This window comes from Kitasatospora sp. NPDC034023, from assembly GCF_055575795.1.
Genome location: NZ_JBVIRY010000050.1, coordinates 1 through 17216 on the forward strand (window position 1 = coordinate 1; position 17216 = coordinate 17216).

Here is a 17216-nt window from a genome sequence, read left to right on the forward strand (position 1 = left end):
ACGGGGCATCCGACAGGAGAGAGTCGGTCATGTCTGCCTTGCGTTTCGTGTTGCCTTTCGGCAGCCGGCGTTAGCTTCTTGGGCATCCTGTCCCGCCAGAGAATTAGGCCCCTCTTACGATCGGCTTACCGTTACGTTCGCGCACTGCGCCCGTCTCGGACTCTAGCGGGGTTTCCATGTTCCGCATGTGTGAGGTGCGGCTGGGGTTGGGTGTCCTCTATACCCCGAGGGCGGTGGTATCCACGCGACCAAAATCAGTCTTTGGCCGCCACCTGTCGCCTTTCAACGACGGGCCCCTGTCACCTTGTGATACATACCGCTACAAAGCGTTGGAATTACGAGGCATCAGCAAGGATTCACTGGTATTCACCCCATACCCAGCCTTCCCATCGCCTGTGGCCCCCGGGCGGAACGGAGACTCTTGGGCTTTCCCCCGAGCTTCACACCCGGCTGAGCAGGACCCAGCCACGCATGTCGGGGTAGGGACAGGCCACGGATACGGCCCGGACTACGTCTTCGACCTCAGTCGAACCTCCTTCGACGTCTTCACTCAACACAAGCGACCTCATGTCGCAACGGACAGTTCCGATACCCGACTCCACCATTAGCCCGGCCCGGTGGCGCCCAGGCCTCCCTCCTCGCCGAGGTCGGCAAGCTGGAGGCCGAACGCAACAGGGACCTCACCTGGCAGGTCTGGCAGGACCACAAGGCCGGCCGGATGCCCGCCGGCCCCGGCGCCAAGAGCCTGCTCGACTTCTTCGCCTTCGTCGACACCCACACCGGCGCTGAACCCGGAGCGCCGGCCACCAAGCGCGGAGACCAGGAGGTACTGAACCTCCTGGCCTGGCGCGCGAAGACCCTGCATCTGGGCACCGCGAACTACTGCTGGCTACTTGCTGGTTCGCCGACCCCGCCAAGGCCCTGTGCCTCAAGCCGGCCGGTACACCGGCCGCCGACCGGCCCCTGGTGGGGATGTGCGACGCCGCGCGCTGCCCGCAGGCCACCCACCATGCCTGCCACCGGCCGGTCTGGGCCGCCGGCGCCGAGAACAAGAAGGCGTTCATCGCCGCGATCGGCCGCAGCCAGCGAGTGGAGAAGAGCCGGCTGCAGCAGGAACTCGACCGCGATATGCGCGTCCTGGAAGCCATCGACACCGCCCACAAGAACGGGGTGTGAGATGGCCCGGATCACCGAACAGACCCGCTCCCGCAACGAACACGCGATCCGCTCGGCCATGGACCGACTTTCTTCGCGGCGAAGTACCAGAGGGCGGCCGGTGCGATCCCAAGACCCTGGCTGCCGAAGCCGGCGTCACCCGTACCGCCTTCTACCCGAAGAAGAACCCCGACGGCACCACCAGACCGGGTCCCTACCGGCACCTCGCCGCGGAGGTCACTCGCCGACTCAAGGCGACGCAGGGCGCAGGAGGGACCCCGGACCCGCGAGACTCCCGGATTGCCCGCTTGAAGGACGCCAACGCCGTCCTGGCCCAGCGCCTCCAAGCCCAGGAGAAGCAGCTCAAGGAACTCATGGCATTCCGACAGCTGGCCCTCTCCCGGCTCGCCGCTCAGCACCTGGAGATCGAACGTCTACGTGCCCAGTGCGTAACACGGGCGCAGGACCCCGCCCAAGCGGTCAGGCGGCTGCTGCCTAACGCATCCCTGGGGACGGTGACGTCCATCACGCCAGCAGCGACCCCGAGGCGACAGGAAAGCGACAACGCCGGGGGACCCGATACGAGTAGGCCTCGCTGCTAGCGCCTGGCTAGTGCTGGAAGAGTACTTCCGGATTGTTCGGCGAGGGGCCGTCCAGCAGCGGACTGTGGATCCCCTTCAGCGTCCGGTCGAAGAACGCCGTCACGTACTCGCGGGTGATCACCAGCCCGCGTTCCGGGGAGAGGCCCTGCGTCGGGAACCCGGCCTGCTTCTTAAGCAGGTCCAGGTCGCTGAAGTCGAAGTGGTCGGCGTCGGTGACCGTCAGCCACTCCTTGTAGCCGCCGAGGGCGGCCCATGCCTGCTCCCACGTGGTGTTGTGGCCGCCGGCCGAGTGGTTTTCGGCCGTGCCCAGCATGAGGAACGGCCGGTTGATCTGGCCGGGCATCGGGGTCGGGTGGAAGGTGCCGTCCATGTTCACTCCGGCCCGTACTCGCGGGTCGGCGATCATCGCGGCGGCGGCGGACGCTCCGCCGAGGGAGTGTCCGGCCATGCCGATCTGGTGCTTGTCGATGAGGTGGGCCAGGCGCCACGCGGTATTGCCGTGCGTCAACTGGTCGATCACGAAGGACACGTCCGTCGCGCGGCTGGCGACGACGGAGTCGAGGTTGAGCGCCGGGTTGTCGCAGATCACGCACGACGACGTCTGGCCGTTCGCCAGCGTCTCGCCGCTGTCCTCGTTGGTGTGGCCGACGAGCGCGACGACGTAGCCGTGGCTGGCCAGGTCGGTCGCGAGCGCGGTGAGCGTCATGCGCGGGTTCTCGTGCGCGGCTGAGAGGACCACCAGCGGATACTTGCCCCTCTGCGGCCGCGCGCCGTCGAAGGCGTGGGTGGTGACGCCGGCAAGGGTCTGCGGGGTGACGCCGGAGCTCGCCGGCGTCTTCTGGCGCTGGAGGATTCCGGCTGCCTCGCCGAGGGTCATGTAAGGGGCCGGCGTCCCGGTCCCGGGGACGGCCGGGTAGATCATCGTGACGGTCAGTTGGCGGGGGCCGGATGACGGCACCCACGGGTCGGGACGGTTCGCGTCGGTGAGGTGGATGACCTCCTTGCCGGCGGCGTAGGGGCCGGTCGGCGCGGGGAGGGTGCCTTGGAAGGACCGTGTGGGCGCGGTGGCCGTGGCCGTGGCCGGTGCGGTGTCGAACGCGTGCGTGGCCACCGGTGTGGCCGACGGTGTGGTCGTGGCGGCGAACCCGGCGCCGGTTCCGGCGACGATGGCGGCGAGCGCCAGCGCCGCGACAGCGCTGATACGGCGATTGCGTTTCATGGGATCGACGCTAGGTTCCGCAGCTCCTCTGTCGCGTCGGCCGGTGGATGCAAACACTCTGATGTCGTTCGTAGCCCCGCGAGGTACCGGAGTAATCCGCCGGGAGTATGTCGTGCGGCGCGGGTTCCCTTCGGCGGCATCGTCGAGCGCCACCTTCGTCTCGGCCTACGACGAGCACGACGCCAAGCCCTACCGCTGGATCTACGACGGCAGCCCACTCAAAGCGGCATGAACCCCCGAAGGATCAACGCGGCGCTGCACTAGTCCTGTGAGACATGTTGCTCGCGGGACACGGGCGTGCCGGAACAAGGCTCGCGGTGGGCGGCTCGATCCTGGTCACCAGTACCAAGTCGGGTGCGGCCGCGTACGTGGACGACCGCGCCGCTCACCACGCCGGCAACTGGACCAGCACCCTCGCCACCGTCAGCCTCATCTGGATCCATCTGCGGACCACCTACCCGATCGAGTCGACCTTCGCCACCGTCCGCCATCGCACGAAGGTCAGCAAAGGCGCCGGCTCCCGTGCCGCCGGGCGGGCGATGGTGTTCAAGCTTGTCGAGTCCGTCCAGGCCCGCTGGCGGGCCGTCAACGGCGCCCACCTCGTCCCGTTCGTCCGCGCCGGAGCACGCTTCGAACGTGGCCGGCTCGTGGAGCGCCCCAGGGGGCCTCGCGGCCTGATTGTCTCAGCACCTCGAGGGCCGCTGCGGGGCGCACACGGCAGCGCGCTACTGCTCGAAACCGGCGCGCAGGGCCTCGATGAACCAGGCGAACACCGGCGCGAGGCTTGTCGGGGCGGGCCATCCGTTGATGACGGCCAGGAGGTGCCAGTAGCGTTCCGCGCGCGAGTCGTTGGCGACCTCCAGGCGTGTCGACAGCCAGCGGCGCAGGTCAGTGTCGTCGGCGCGGCCGAAGACCTGGGCGTAGCGGGCGGTGAGGGCGTCGATGATGGGTGCTGCCGCGGCGGAGGTGGGGGCGATGCCGGCCGTGAGGGCGTGCCCGACCTGTTCGCGGACCGTCTCGGTGAGGTCGTGGTGCAGTCCGGTGGTGTCGCCCTGGGCGCGTTCGGCTGCCTGGTGCTGTGCCATCCGGCGCACCGCGGTGCGGAAGTCCGGGTCCTGGGTGAGTTCGGCGAGTTCCACCCATGCTTCGACCTGATCCGGTTCGGGGTCGTCCGGCAGGTCGGGCATGGCCGAGCGCATCATGTCCACGAAGTCGGGGTTGGCGTCCAGGCCGCCGAAGGTGTCGTCGATGAAGTCGTTGACGAGGCGTCGGCGCTCGTCGTCGGAGAGTTTCGCGAGCTTGTGCATGAGGTCCGTCTCCTCAGGGGTGGAGCCCCGCTTGGCTACCGCTCGCAGTACCGCGCGGCGCAGCCGTAGGGTGCGGATCTGCACGTCCAGGGCGTCGGCATGCGCTGCCGCGACCTCAGGAACCGAGATCTCCCGGTCCAGCACCTGCCGGATGCCGGCAAGGTCGACTCCCAGGTCACGCAGTGTTCGCACGAGGTCCAGGCGCGCGAGCGCATGGAGGCCATAGAGCCGGTAGCCAGCCGGGCTGCGGTCAGTCGACGGCACGATCCCGGTGTCGGAGTAGAACCGGATGGTCTTCACCGTCAGCCCGGTCCGCCGGGCCAACGCTCCGATCGTGTACAGCGCGTCGTCGTCCATGCCCCCACCTTCGCGTCTCCCCCTACTGGAGACTCAAGCCCATCCCCCAGGAGACCCCGCCGGCGTGGGACGGGCCATCCCCGCCTCATCCACAGGTCTTGACAGTTGCTCTGCTGCACGACCGGCTGGACCTGTGGCATTCACTGCCCAGCAAGGAGTGGAACCGCTGGTGGAGCCTCTCCCAGGTATGGCCCCGCCCATGAACGGCTAGCGGTGATGGGTGGGGAGTGACTCTCCTCGGCAGGCCTGGATCCGATCGCCGACACAGCGAAGGGCCTGCCTCCTCGGCGTCGAGCCAAGGAAGCAGGCCCTTCCGTGTTTTCGGGGCCGGAGTCATAGCCCCTGTACGGCGGGGGTCTTCCGGGACCCATGCCGCGGGCTGCCACCGGGTCAAGAGCCCTGGCCGGTCGGATCCCTGTGCTCCAAGGACCGGGCGACGTGAGCGTACAGGCCGCAGTGTCACGGGCCTCACCGTGAGCTCGGGTGTAAACGCCGTTTACACCCGGGCGGAAGAGAAGCCCGAAGACACACGGCCGCAGGATGTGCCTAAACCAGCATGGCGCCACTATGGTGACGCCATGATGACTCAAAACTCTGGAGGCGGGCGGGAAAAGGTTGCGTCGAAGCTTCCCGTAGCCCTCCGTCAGGAACTCAAGACCCGGTCGGCGCAGCTCGGGATCGACATGCAGGACGCTGTCGCCCAGGCTGTCGAGCAGTGGCGTGTCCGGCCGGCCACGGACAACCCGACCGTTGACACGTCCGGGGCCGAGAGCTGGAACACCTGGCTCCCCCCCGGCCTGTACGACGAGTTCAAGGAGGACTGCGCCGGTCGTGGGATCTCCTTCGTCCAGGGCCTCGCCCAGGCGATCCGCGTGTGGATCGACTCACACAACGTCTCCCTGGCCGAGCTGGCGATCCCCAAGTACACCCGGCGGATCGTCGTCTGCAACCAGAAGGGCGGAGTCGGCAAGACCACCATCGCCGCCGGGACAGGCCAGGCCATAGCGCTCGGCCTGCCCGCCAGCACAGGCGCTTCGAAGCTGCCTGCCCTGCCCGGGCTGCGCACCCTGCTCGTCGACTACGACCCGCAGGGCCACCTGACGTCTCAGCTCGGCGTCAAGCAGACCCCGCCGGGTGAAGAGAGCCTGGTGACCCACATGGTCGACCGGGACCGCGTCGTCGGCTCACTGCTCGACCAGGTCGTGGCCATCGAGCCGGACCACTTCGAAGGCCGCCTCAGCCTGCTGCCCTCAAGCTTCGATGCGTTCCTGCTCGACTCCCGCCTGGGATCCGTCCGCGGCCCCCGCGAGACCAGCCTCCAGCGCGCCCTCGCCCCGCTCGAAGAGCACTTCGACGTCATCGTGATCGACGCCCCGCCGAACCTCGGACTGGCGATGGACGCCGGTCTCTATTACGGGCACCGCCGCAAGAACGAGGCACCCGGCACCTCCGGCGTCCTCGTCCCTGTGGAGGCTGAGGACTCCTCCGCCGACGCCTACGCCATGCTCGACAGCCAGATCCGCACCGTCAGCCTCGACTACGAGGTCGACATCGACCGGCTCGGACTCGTCGTCAACAAGTTCGACAAGCGCAAGGGCTACGTCGCCACCCACTCCCTCGACAACTGGCAGTCCCTGGGCACACCGCCCGTCGTCTCCGTCGTCCCCGACCTCAAGGAACAGCGCGAGGCCGTCCACGTCAAGCAGCCGCTGCTCATGTACGCACCCACATCCATCCAGGCACAGCGCATGCGCGAGATCCGACGGAGGCTCTCGTGAGCATCGCCAAGAAGCTGCAGGGCGGCGGCGGGTCGTTCGGGGCGCTGGCTCAAGGCGCCGCACGCGGGGACGAGGTGCGAGCGCGCAGCGAGGCGCTGGACGCGACGGGCCGGGTGCGGCGTGCGTCGTCGGCACCGGTGTCGTCGATCGTTTTCAACCCGCTCAACCCCCGGAAGACCTTCGACAGGGAGTCGATCGGTGAGCTCGCCGAGAGCCTGGCCCGTCGGCAGATCGTCCCCGTCACCGTGGTGAGCCGAGGCGCGTTCCTCGACGCGCACCCGGACCAGTCGGATGCGATCGGCGAGGCGGACTTCGTCGCTCTCGATGGAAACCGGCGTCTGCGGGCCGCGCAGCAGGCTGGGCTCAAGACCCTTCGTGTGGACCTCAACGACGACTTGGTCTCGCGTGCCTCGGACATGGTCGAGGCGGCTCTGATCGCCAACGCGCACCGCGAGGACGTGTCGCCGTTCGAAGAGGCCCAGGCGATCGAGCAGCTGCTGAACACGGTCTACGAGGGCAACCAGGCCGCCGTCGCGCGGGCGCTGGGCAAGTCCCGTGCCTGGGTCGGACAGCGGCTGGCCCTGCTCCACCTCTCTCCGGAGCTTCAGGAGCAGACAGGAACCGGAGAGCTGGCCGTCGAGGACGCGCGCAGGATCGGGGCTGAAGCCCGGTCAGGGAGAATCACCCCGGCCGAGCAACTCGAGCGGGCCGAGGCCGCGAAGCAGGCGGCCGCCGAGAAGCAGGCCGCGAAGGCGGCGCGGACGGCCAAGCGCGCGGACCGTCCGGCGGGGGAGCAGGCGAGCGATCGCCCCTCGGCACCTGCCGCCGGGAACCACCGCGCCGGTGACGGTGTAAACGGCGTTTACAGGACGACTGCGCCCCAGCTCCAGGACGGCAGCTCATCGGAACAGCCTCCGGGTGTAAACGGCGTTTACACCTCCGGCCTACCGGACCAGCGCGACGCCGGCATCGATGCGAGCGACCGCATCGCGTATTCGGCGGAGGAGTTCCCCGCAGACATGGTCCGGCAGGCTCAGCAGGCCGGCGGGACGACGGTTCCGCCAACTGCGACCGGGGTGCCCGACTGGCGCGACCTCGAGGGAGTGGCGACCTGGCTCTGCCGCTTCCTCCAGCCCGACGAGCTGAGGGTTGTCGCCACCAAGGTGCTGGACCGGCTTGATGAGTACGCACCGGAACGGACGGCGGGCGGCTGATCAGCACGGGTTATGACCGACGGCCTGGGCACCGTGAAGGTGCCCAGGCCGTTCTGTCCTCGCCGGACCGGGGCGGTGTAAACGGCGTTTACACGCCGGGCGTGGCGCAGTCGTCGGCGGGTGGCTCGCAGGGAGGCTCTGTGATGTAAACGGCGTTTACGCTTCCGTCCGGCGGGCCAGCACGATGTCCGTGCAAGTCGGGTGTCCTACCGCAAATGGGGACAGTCGCGTCATATGCGGATCGTTGACATGTGCAAGCCTGAAAAGTGAGGCACAGAAAGGCCACTTGGGCGGCTTCTCAGGGCATGGCTGGCGTGTAGGGCTTCTGGGCTGACGGATAGGCAGCCACGGACCCCTTCCAGGGATTTTGATCATGAAATCTCGTGTCTGCGCCTGCATGGCCCGATCCCCTCACGCCGGAACTGGCAGGACAGGGCCCACGAGGGCGGGAAGCTGGCCGGGCAGCAGACCGCGTTGTCGGACGTCCTGCACGCTGCCTGAATTCGGGCCGGGGAGCACCGCACGGGTGGCCCGTAGGTAGCCCGCTGTTCCCAGCGGCCGTCGCTGTCGTCCTCGTGCCCCGGGGGGCGGCGTCGTTGAACCCGGGTGGGTGTCCCGATCAGGATGCGCGGCGAGGCCCTGCCTCATACACCCGCCCCGTGGCGCCGGGCTGGTGCCCGGCAAGCCGGGACGGCCCGCCGGATTCGGCGGGCCGTCCCGGGGATCGGGTCAGTACCAGTTGGTGCAGGCGATGTTGTAGCCCCATTGGGGGTTCGCGTACGGGCTGCCCGCCCATTCGGCGGCTGAGCAGGCGCGGTACCACACGCCTCCGTCGTCGTACTTCGTCGGCAGGGTGTACCAGCCGCCAGGGCCCACGTACCGCCGGTCAAGGAAGCTGTTCCAGGTCCGGCCGCCGTCGCAGGACTGCTCGGGCCGGCCTGAACCTGACGCCGGGGCCGCCGCTGAGCCCGGCCACGGGCCAGGTGCAGGATCCTCGGCCAAGCCCGCCGCCGCCTCTGCTGCCGGATCCGCAACCAGGGTCCTTTCTCCCGCCCGGCCTGAGGCCGAATCCCGTCCCCGTGCCGCTCCGGCCGCCTCCACCTCCGTTCCGGTGGCGCCGGCTTCAAGAACGGCCCCTGCAGTGCCGTCCCCCGGGCTGGTCGGCGGAGCGGACGGCTCCCGGCCACGTACCGCCGGCGGTTGGAGGCGCTGGCGACCCCGGCGCAGTGGGCCGCTCTGCTGGCGTTGCTCGCGGCGGTGGTGGTCGCGAACCGGTACCAGCAGCCCCGGCACGGCGAGGACACCGCCGCGCCCGCGGTCACTGCCTCGCCGGACGGCCTCTCCCTGCCGTCCGACCCCAACCTGCCGTCCCCGTCCGGGGTCCCGACCATCGCGGGAACGACGCCGCCCGGAGAGGGCCCCGGCCTGCCGTCGGCCCCGGGTCCGGCGCCTACCAATGGTGCCGCGGCTCCCGCGCCTGTCCCCGGCCGCACCGCGTCCGCGACCGCGAGCGTGCCTGCGGCACCCGGCGCCGCACCGACGGCGGCCGCCGCCGGCCCCACCGTCGCCGCCACCGGCAGCCACCTGTACCGGATCGCCCCGGACCGTACGGCCGTCGAGGAGTACACCGGCAAGGACGGCGCGTGGACGAAGGTCGGCGGCCCCGCCGGCCGGATTTACACGAGCGCGACGACGCTGTACGCGACGGACCCGGCCTCCGGTGACATCGAGCAGTACGACCGTGCGCGCGGGACGTGGACGCGGATCGGGGGCCCGGGGAGTGGTTTCGCTGCCACCGGTGACCACCTGTACGGGGTGAGTGTCGATCATCACGGGGTCTTCGAGTACACCGGTACCAACAGCGACTGGAACCAGATCCGCGGCGCGACCGACCGCATCTTCACCAGCGGCAGCACGCTGTACGCGACTGACATGACCACCGGCGACATCGAACGCTACGACCGCAGCCGCCGGACGTGGACGCGGATCGGCGCCCCCGGCAGTGGCTTCGCTGCCACCGGTGACCACCTGTACGGGGTGAGTGTCGATCATCACGGGGTCTTCGAGTACACCGGTACCAACAGCGACTGGAACCAGATCCGCGGCGCGACCGACCGCATCTTCACCAGCCGCACCACCCTCTACGCGACCGACGCGGCGACCGGCGACATGGAGCAGTACGACCCCGCGCGCGGGACCTGGACCCGCATCGGCGCTCCCGGAGCCGCCTTCGTCACCACCGACGACCACCTCTACGGCGTCAGCCCCGACCACTCCGGCGTCTACGAGTACACCGGCGCCAACGGCGCCTGGTCCAAGATCGGAGGCCCGGTCGCGCCCTGATCCCGGCCCTGGCATCGCCTGAACGCCGGGCGGGACCGACAGCCGATCGACCCACGGTGCCGAGTCGAACCCGAGCGGGGAGCAGCCGGCTGACGGGTCCTCGCAGCAGTCACCGAGGAGAGCGGAGATCCACCGTGGCCACGCACGCCATGCCCTGCCCGCCGGCCACAACTGCGGCCGCACTCGGGCGGCGGCGCTGGCGGGTGCGAGGCCCACAGTGACCGCCGCCGTCGAGACCCCGCCCTTCGGCGGCGTTCCGTTTGGGTGTCGCAGCCGTACGCGCCGCAGTCCGCCAGCAGGGCCCCCGGCCTGCTGCGCACCTACTCCACGAGCTGCTCCACGCTTGGCGCCGAGGACTTCGGATTCACCTTCGGCCCTTGGGCTCGGCCGGCAGACCGGGGGGGGGGGAGAGAGGTCTGCCGGCCGAGCCCGTGCACCGCCCGCCCGGGCTTCTTGTTGCCTCGATTCGCGGGGGCAAACATCGGCGTTCCCTGCAGGCCGCCCGGGGCGGGACTGCTGCGTCGGCTGCCGAGTGCGCGCCGCCTTCTACGAGGCGGTGCGTCGGTGTCGTGTGGTGTGTTCGAGGGCGTGCTGGAGTTGGCCGCGGGTCATGGTGGAGCGGTGGGGGATGTCGAGGTCGGTGGCGCGCTGGTAGAGCTCGGCCTTGGTGAGCTGGGACAGCTGCCGCTTGCCGGTCGCGCTGGTGCGCTTGCCCGTGGCCCCGGTGCGCTTCGACGTGGACTCGGCCGCGGCCGTCTTGGTGCTGCCGGCGTTGGGGGTCTTGGCGGAGGTGCTTCTCTTCCCGCCGGTCTGCTTCGGGGAGTGGCCGGCGCGGGCGGCGGGGGCCCGGCGTGTGGGCTTGGCCGGGGCCGGTTCGTCGGCCTGGTCCTGGTCCTTGTCCCTGCGGGCGCTGTCGAGGCTGCGGCGCAGGGCGTCCATGAGGTCGATGATGTTGGCGGCCTCGGGGGCGGGGCCGGTGGAGACGGCGATCTGGCGGCGGCGAGCTTGTCCTCGTGCCGGTGCGCTCGTTGACGCGCTTGTTGCGGACCCGGTCGGATGTGCCGCGCTGCAGCTGGTGGAGCGCACGTCGTGGGACTGCGTGGCCGTGTACAGGGCGACCGGCCCGGTGACCTGGTTGTGGACGCGGTCTCGGTTGACCGTTGACCACCGGCGGGCATCCGCTGAGGCTGACGTGTCGGTTGTGCGGGCCGCTACTTCAACTCGAACAGCAGCGAGCGGACTTCGGTGTTCCCCGTGTTGTGCGTGGAGTGGTCCACTGCGGGGCTCCACATCGTCTCGCCAGCCGCGAGCGAGACCTCGACGGTTTCGCCGGACTCGTCGGTGAAGGTCACCTTCCCATCTGCGAGGTTGTAGACGAGGTTGTCACGATGGTGGTGCATGGCTGACGTGGCACCAGGCTGGAGTCGGGCCTCGAGAAGCCGTACCCGATCGTTCTCGAAGAGGATCTTGTATACATCAGGTGCTACCTGCACAGCGTCAGCTGCCATGGGGATCTCCTGGTTGAGGAGTGGAGCGTCGTTGACCTGATGGCGACGGTAGTTCCGGGCACACGGCCGTGCACGGGGGGACAGCCAGACCGGTGACCCGGAGGGCCGTCAGGCCGGACGTCATGCGGTCGCGGGTCAGCCGGCCCGGCCGTCGTCCTTCAGGTTCCGCAGCCGCTTGGCCGCCTCCCGTGTGGCCTGACCCTGGTCGCCGACGCCAAACGACACGGCGTCACCGTCCTGCCCGTCGACGTCAACCACAGCGACGCCGCTCCCACCCTCGAAGCCACCACGGCGGGCACCGGTCCCAGCATCAAAACCAGCAGCGCTGCGGGCGGTGCCGGGGGAGAGCGAGGGGCCTCTGCCCGGCCCGCGATCCGTCTCGGGCTCGCCGCGGTGCGCGGACTGGGCCCGGAGCACGCAGACGCGATCGCCGCCGCCCGCCCCTACTGCGACCTGGAGGACTTCGCCCGCCGCACCGCCCTCCCCGCGCCCGTGCTGGAGGCCCTCGCCACAGCCGGTGCCTTCGCGAGCCTAGGGGTGACCCGCCGCCAGGCCCTGTGGTCCGCAGGACTGCTCGCCCGGACCACCGGCGCCATGCTGCCCGGCACCGCCCCGGCGCTCACCGCCCCGGCGGACCTGCCGGAGATGACCGCCGTCGAGGAGACCATCGCCGACCTGTGGGCCACCGGCGCCTCGGCCACCACCCACCCCGTCCAGCACGCCCGCCCGCACCTCGACCGCTGCGGCGCCATGACCGCCGCCGACTTCAAGCACAGCGCCATCCCCGGAACGACGGTGGCCGTCGGAGGCCTCGTCACCCACCGCCAGCGCCCGCCCACCGCAGGCGGGGTCCTGTTCATCTCCCTTGAGGACGAGACCGGTCTCGTCAACATCATCTGCCAGCCCCATGTGTGGGAGCGCCAGCGCCGCGTCGCCCTCGGCAACGCCGGCCTGCTCGTCCACGGCACCGCCGAACGCAAGGACGGCGCGATCAACCTCGTCGCCACCCGCCTCACCTCGCTCACCCTCGCCCCCGGCGCCCGCAGCCGCGACTTCCGATGACCGGACACACCAACACCATCCCGACGGCCCCCGTTTGCGCAGGTCACCCGCCCCGGGCGGATGACCGCCCGCACCGCGGCGGGATACAGTCCCCCGCAACGACCGAAAGGCACCTGACGATGGACGACACCACCCCTGCGCGAGCCCGCCGCGGCCGGCCCAAGGGCGTCCGCATCGGCGAGGACGGCCTCACCGAGCGCCAGCGGCAGGTGATCGACGCGATCCGCACCCACCTCCGCAGCAACGGGTACCCGCCGTCCATCCGCGAGATCGGCCAGGCCGTGGGCCTGTCCAGTTCCAGCTCGGTCGCCCACCAGCTCACCCGGCTCCAGCAGCTGGGCCTGGTCGCCAAGGACCCGCACCGCCCCCGCGCCTACTGCCTCCTCGACGACGGCCCGGCCACCACCGTGCGCCCGGCACCGCGCGACGCAATCGTTCCGCTGCTCGGCCGCATCGCCGCCGGCGGCCCGATTCTCGCCGAGGAACACATCGAGGACGAGCTCACCCTGCCCCGCCGGCTCGTCGGCGGCGGGCAACTGTTCGCCCTGGAAGTACGCGGCGACTCGATGACCGGCGCCGCCATCACCGACGGGGACACCGTCGTCGTGCGCCGCCAGCCCGTCGCCGAGAACGGCGACATCGTGGCCGCGATGATCGACGGCGAGGCCACCGTCAAACGCCTCAAGCGCGAGGCCGGCCGGACCTGGCTCTTGCCGCACAACCCTGCCTACGAGCCCATCAACGGCGACAACGCCACCATCCTCGGCAAGGTCGTCGCCGTCCTGCGCCGACTCTGAACAAACGGACGACACCACGCGATGACCGGCGGCCACCAGGCCACGCCCTCGCGAGCGTCCCACGAAGTCGTCATCCGAGGGGCTGAGCACCAGGGGAGGTCGGCCCGCAGGCGCCTCACCGCGGCCGGCGACGGCACCACGCGAAGTTCGGCTGCCGAACGCCGCACGAGGCCCGTACGCGGCACCCCGGCCGGCGGCTGCGGTGTCGGCCGACCGGCCGCATCCAGCCTCGTCGCGGGCTTGGGCAGTTGCACCCTGGAGACATGAGCCCTCGACGAACGTCACCTTGACCCAGAAGGATCTTGCCAGGATGCCCGAGCGACCTTGAAATCCAGCGAGACCAGTGAAGGTTGCGGCGGCCTGGGACGGTCGAAAACACGTGTCTACATTGGGCACCCTGATGCGAGACTGCGCGCCATGACCACACCTGAGCTCAGCGAATCGGACTATCTCCGAGAGATCGAGCGCCTCGCCTACCGAGTCACTGTCGAAGCGTCCAACGAGGACTGGCTCTCGTTCGAGCGCGATCCGGACGACGCGACATCGCTCCAGCGGAGCGTGAACGCGCTCGCCCGGGTGCTACGCAGTTACCACTTCGACGGCGACGGCTGTGTGGATGAGGACCGTCCCCTGGTCAGGCTCGTCGGTGCCGCGGTCCTGAAGCCCGGGGTCATGCCGGCCGGGGTGGATGAGGACTACGAGGACGCGTGCGCGCGGATCGGTGTCGACCCGCGACCAGAGGGCTGGGCGCTGTGGAACACCTGGGATGACGGGGACTGCCAGGTAACCATGGTGGTGTCTGCTGTCGAGACGACCGAGGGGTTGTTCGAGAACTGGTCGCGTGGAAGGGCTCTCGACCCGGTGACCCCACTGCCGTCTCAGATTGCGCTCGTCCGTCGGGGCTGGATCGGGCCGATGACGTTTTCGCCGCGGGGTGTCAGCCGCACCGGTCGTGGCGGGCAGCCATTGTCCTGACCTTGCATCGTCACAGGTCGTAGCCACCACGAACAGGGACGCACTGAATTCCGCTCCCTTCGAATCGGGTGCGCCCGCCAATAGGGCCGATGTGAGCGGTCGCGATAGCTGTCACCTGGTCGCGACGTCTGCCGAATCCCGCTCCCAGAGGAATCGGGCTCTGGTCGCAGTGCCGTGAGGGACGCTGCGGAGGTCGCTACCCAGCAGCCACGACCTGGCCGGCCGTGACGTGGGGAGGATTAGGGAGCAGTGACGCGAGGCTGTCCCGCACGAAGTCCGCCGCTCTCCGGATCGATTCCTCGGCCCCGGCTTGGTCTTCGAAGACGCTGGTGGAGACCATCACCCCGTCCCCGGCATCAACCCAGTAGTAGGCCATGAATCCGGGAACCTGGCGAAGGAGTGGCAGGAATCCCTCGGCCACTCGGCGCCCTGCCTCCGCAGGATCGGTCACTCCTTCGTACCGCCGTACTACTGCGTACACGCTGGTCTCCTCATGGGTCCCGAGTCATCTCGTGCGAGACGACATACCCTTCACCGGGCGTCTCCCGCTCACGAGATATCCGGATGGCGCCCGGATAGCCGCATGGGCAGCCACAGCCGACTCCGGGCCCGGGACGAACGAGGCAGATGACACCACCCCGACCAGCTGGTAGCCAAGGCGGGCCGAAGGCGCAGGCCGCAGGAAGCGCCTGGTAACAACTACCTCGATCAAACACACCGCGCCGCCCGGGGCCGTCCCCATGGCCAAGGCCCGGCCGATTCATACCCCGGGGGCTCACCGACCGGTCGCCCGGGCATCGCCGGCGCCAGGGGCGCCCATCGGCCGCCGACCACCGCCAGGTGACCAGCCGACCTCTGCGTCCCCAGGACTACGTCGGGCTGCGGGCGGCTGCGGGCGGCGACCCGGTCCTGACCCGCCAGGGAGGCCCGGTACCCATCCGCCCACACGGCGTGCGGCTGTCCGCTGCCGGCCACGGGCCGACGGGGGCCGAGGAAGAAGGCGAGCGCCTCCGGGGCGCTGTCGAGCCTGGCCTGCTGCTCTCCCCGGCCGTGTCGCGGTCGCGGTCGACCCCACCTGCGGACCCTGGTCGGGCGCTGGCTGTGGTGCCGCGCCGCACGCGCTCCGTGCAGTTGGGGCGTCCCGGCGGTCCCGGGTGTGTCCGCTCTGGCATGAATGCCCGTTCAGGCACTGTATGCCGGGGAGGTGGACGAGCCGGGTTGCGGGAGGTTTTGAATTTCGTCCGGTTGGTACTTGCGCTGGCCGAATTGAGCGGGACGTCTCAGCTTCAGGCCGTTTTCCGGTGGCGTTCGACCGAACGTGCGCCACCGTCGATGCGCGCCGTGGCTGGTGCGGCATCCGGGAAGTGCCGCAGCTGATCAAACCGCGAATGCACTGAGACCCGTGGTCACGCGGGCCCGAGGTCCGACGGCTGTGGCAGCTGCCGGACCTCGCCCGTGCCCAGCTTGACCGTGAACCGCTCTCGCATCGGGCCGTCGCCCCGGCGGGACAGGAGGGTGAGTTCGGTGACCGGTGCCGAGGTGGTGCCCAGGCGGGCGGCCAGTTCGGGCGCGAGCCGGCGCGGGTCCCGGGTCCGCCCCAAGGACAGGTGGGGTGTGAAGCCGTCCGCCCGACCCCGGCAGCGGGGGAAGCGCTCCACCAGCGAGCTGTGGAGCGCCTGCCACGGGCCGGGGCCGCCGGCCGCCGGGTCGAGCCAGACCGTGGCGTCGCGGCGGTGGGGGAAGTGGCGCACTCCGTGCAGACGCGCGGTGAACAGGGTGTGCTCGGCCGCAGCGGCGCCCAGCAGCGGGAGCGCGGGCCCGAAGTCCGACTCCGAGACGAAGCCGAACAGCACGTTGACGTGCGGCGGCCAGCGGCGGATCTGCGGATCATGCTCCTCCCGGATCCGCTGGACGGCCTGCCACAGTTCCGTCGGCGGCAACCAGGCAAGCGCCGTCCGGGGCGTCGGTCCGACGTCCAGGACGCCCGGAACGTCGATCGGGTGTCCGTCCACCCCTCCATGGTGACCGCTGCGCGCCACTGCCCTCCCAGCACGCAGAGATGAGGGACGAAGCCGTCATCGCCCGGGTGCTCAACGACCTGCCTGATCAGGCATTTCGATAGTGGAAGGCGCCTTACGACTCACCGGCATCAGCCCGGGTAGCTCGCGACGACCCAATGCGCGATGCCATCAGTAGTTCTGCGCGCGGACCGATTCCATCGGCGTGGGGGGACATCGGGGATGCACGGTTGCGTGATCTTGTTGCGGGTCAGTCGTTGGCATGAGGGCGGCGCTCAGGATCGCGCGGCCCGGCTGTCGTTCCGTATTCGGGACCTCTTTCCCGCGCTCCCCATGGGGCCGGGCGGAAGGATGATGTTGTGAACAAGCAGGAGCTCATCGACCTGGTGGCTGAGGATGCCGATGTCGCCAAGGAGACCGTCAACAAGGTGCTCGGCAGCATGCTGCAAACGATCAAGAACAGCGTCGCGGCGGGTGACGCCGTGCAGTTGCTTGGGTTCGGATCCTTCTCGCCGGGCGAGCGCGCGGCTCGTACCGGGCGCAATCCGCAGACGGGTGAGCCGATGGAGATCGGGGCCTCCCGCACGGTGAAGTTCACGATGGGCAAGGAGCTCAAGGACGCCGTCAACGCTCGCTAGCCCAGCCTCCCGGTTTCCGTGCCCCGCGAGCACGGAAACCGGGGGCCTCGGCCTCCTCCCCCCCACAGTCGGGCGACGTGGGCGACGCCGGCGATCCGCCGGGTCGACGGCATGCTGCGGCAGGCGCGGCCCGCGCGCGTCGCACAGCCAGCAGGCCCGGTCGCGAGACGGGGCAGAGGCCCGCGTTCCCATAGCGCGGCACAGCACGTGGCCTCGTGCTCGCCGGACCCCAGGGCGGAGACG

The 17216-nt window shown here is 69.9% G+C and carries 14 protein-coding genes and 1 pseudogene; 9 read left to right on the top strand and 6 right to left on the bottom strand.

The annotated features are described in order from the left end of the window. Nucleotides 1–972: 972 nt before the first annotated feature. On the top strand, nt 973–1176 hold the full coding sequence (locus ACZ52R_RS39055) for a hypothetical protein (protein WP_465625764.1): 204 nt from the start codon (nt 973–975) through the stop codon (nt 1174–1176). Between the two features lie 588 nt (nt 1177–1764). Here ACZ52R_RS39055 and ACZ52R_RS39060 read toward each other — a convergent pair. Beyond that, the gene (locus ACZ52R_RS39060; RefSeq protein WP_465625766.1) at nt 1765–2976 is read right to left on the bottom strand and encodes an alpha/beta hydrolase family protein; all 1212 of its coding nucleotides are present in this window, start codon (nt 2974–2976) and stop codon (nt 1765–1767) included. A gap of 434 nt (nt 2977–3410) precedes the next feature. Between ACZ52R_RS39060 and ACZ52R_RS39065 the strand changes: the two are divergent. After that, nucleotides 3411–3635 (top strand): annotated as a pseudogene (locus ACZ52R_RS39065) (IS256 family transposase); the annotation flags it as partial. A 66-nt stretch (nt 3636–3701) separates the two neighbouring features. Here the strand turns inward: ACZ52R_RS39065 and ACZ52R_RS39070 are convergent. After that, on the bottom strand, nt 3702–4640 hold the full coding sequence (locus tag ACZ52R_RS39070; RefSeq protein WP_465755154.1) for a MerR family transcriptional regulator: 939 nt from the start codon (nt 4638–4640) through the stop codon (nt 3702–3704). Between the two features lie 581 nt (nt 4641–5221). On the opposite strand from ACZ52R_RS39070, the gene ACZ52R_RS39075 reads away from it, so the two are divergent. Continuing rightward, entirely contained in the window at nt 5222–6418 is a 1197-nt protein-coding gene (locus ACZ52R_RS39075; RefSeq protein ID WP_360505595.1) for a ParA family protein, read from the top strand. Next, entirely contained in the window at nt 6415–7632 is a 1218-nt protein-coding gene (locus ACZ52R_RS39080) for a ParB/RepB/Spo0J family partition protein (protein ID WP_465755155.1), read from the top strand. Before ACZ52R_RS39075 ends, ACZ52R_RS39080 begins: the two co-directional genes overlap by 4 nt. 729 nt (nt 7633–8361) lie before the next feature. Here ACZ52R_RS39080 and ACZ52R_RS39085 read toward each other — a convergent pair. After that, a complete protein-coding gene (locus ACZ52R_RS39085) occupies nt 8362–8508 on the bottom strand; it encodes a hypothetical protein (protein WP_465625770.1) in 147 nt (48 codons plus the stop codon). 324 nt (nt 8509–8832) lie between these two features. On the opposite strand from ACZ52R_RS39085, the gene ACZ52R_RS39090 reads away from it, so the two are divergent. Further along, a complete protein-coding gene (locus ACZ52R_RS39090) occupies nt 8833–9975 on the top strand; it encodes a Kelch repeat-containing protein (protein ID WP_465755156.1) in 1143 nt (380 codons plus the stop codon). Between the two features lie 546 nt (nt 9976–10521). Here the strand turns inward: ACZ52R_RS39090 and ACZ52R_RS39095 are convergent. Then, nucleotides 10522–10914 (bottom strand): hypothetical protein, encoded by a 393-nt coding sequence (locus tag ACZ52R_RS39095; RefSeq protein WP_465625774.1) that lies wholly within the window; start codon nt 10912–10914, stop codon nt 10522–10524. A 272-nt stretch (nt 10915–11186) separates the two neighbouring features. Further along, nucleotides 11187–11483, bottom strand: coding sequence for a cupin domain-containing protein (locus tag ACZ52R_RS39100; protein WP_465625776.1), 297 nt, complete (start codon nt 11481–11483; stop codon nt 11187–11189). A gap of 237 nt (nt 11484–11720) precedes the next feature. Between ACZ52R_RS39100 and ACZ52R_RS39105 the strand changes: the two genes are divergently transcribed. From ACZ52R_RS39105 to ACZ52R_RS39115, 3 genes are all read left to right on the top strand, one after another. After that, nucleotides 11721–12545 carry a helix-hairpin-helix domain-containing protein gene (locus tag ACZ52R_RS39105; RefSeq protein WP_465625817.1) on the top strand — a complete coding sequence of 275 codons (825 nt, stop codon included), beginning with the start codon at nt 11721–11723 and terminating at the stop codon, nt 12543–12545. 119 nt (nt 12546–12664) lie between these two features. Further along, complete coding sequence (gene lexA / locus ACZ52R_RS39110) at nt 12665–13342, top strand: transcriptional repressor LexA (protein WP_360505521.1); 678 nt, start codon at nt 12665–12667, stop codon at nt 13340–13342. Between the two features lie 417 nt (nt 13343–13759). Beyond that, nucleotides 13760–14317, top strand: coding sequence for a hypothetical protein (locus tag ACZ52R_RS39115; protein WP_360505519.1), 558 nt, complete (start codon nt 13760–13762; stop codon nt 14315–14317). Between the two features lie 1406 nt (nt 14318–15723). Here the strand turns inward: ACZ52R_RS39115 and ACZ52R_RS39120 are convergent. Continuing rightward, on the bottom strand, nt 15724–16329 hold the full coding sequence (locus ACZ52R_RS39120) for a 2'-5' RNA ligase family protein (protein ID WP_465755157.1): 606 nt from the start codon (nt 16327–16329) through the stop codon (nt 15724–15726). A 365-nt stretch (nt 16330–16694) separates the two neighbouring features. On the opposite strand from ACZ52R_RS39120, the gene ACZ52R_RS39125 reads away from it, so the two are divergent. Then, the gene (locus ACZ52R_RS39125) at nt 16695–16973 is read left to right on the top strand and encodes an HU family DNA-binding protein (RefSeq protein ID WP_360505515.1); all 279 of its coding nucleotides are present in this window, start codon (nt 16695–16697) and stop codon (nt 16971–16973) included. Nucleotides 16974–17216: the final 243 nt, after the last annotated feature.

Coding starts and splice junctions, on each gene's coding strand:
- ACZ52R_RS39100 (WP_465625776.1), bottom strand. CDS start 11,483: ATGGCAGCTGACGCTGTGCAGGTAGCACCTGATGTATACAAGATCCTC.
- lexA (WP_360505521.1), top strand. CDS start 12,665: ATGGACGACACCACCCCTGCGCGAGCCCGCCGCGGCCGGCCCAAGGGC.
- ACZ52R_RS39115 (WP_360505519.1), top strand. CDS start 13,760: ATGACCACACCTGAGCTCAGCGAATCGGACTATCTCCGAGAGATCGAG.
- ACZ52R_RS39070 (WP_465755154.1), bottom strand. CDS start 4,640: ATGGACGACGACGCGCTGTACACGATCGGAGCGTTGGCCCGGCGGACC.
- ACZ52R_RS39095 (WP_465625774.1), bottom strand. CDS start 10,914: ATGGACGCCCTGCGCCGCAGCCTCGACAGCGCCCGCAGGGACAAGGAC.
- ACZ52R_RS39075 (WP_360505595.1), top strand. CDS start 5,222: ATGACTCAAAACTCTGGAGGCGGGCGGGAAAAGGTTGCGTCGAAGCTT.
- ACZ52R_RS39055 (WP_465625764.1), top strand. CDS start 973: ATGTGCGACGCCGCGCGCTGCCCGCAGGCCACCCACCATGCCTGCCAC.
- ACZ52R_RS39060 (WP_465625766.1), bottom strand. CDS start 2,976: ATGAAACGCAATCGCCGTATCAGCGCTGTCGCGGCGCTGGCGCTCGCC.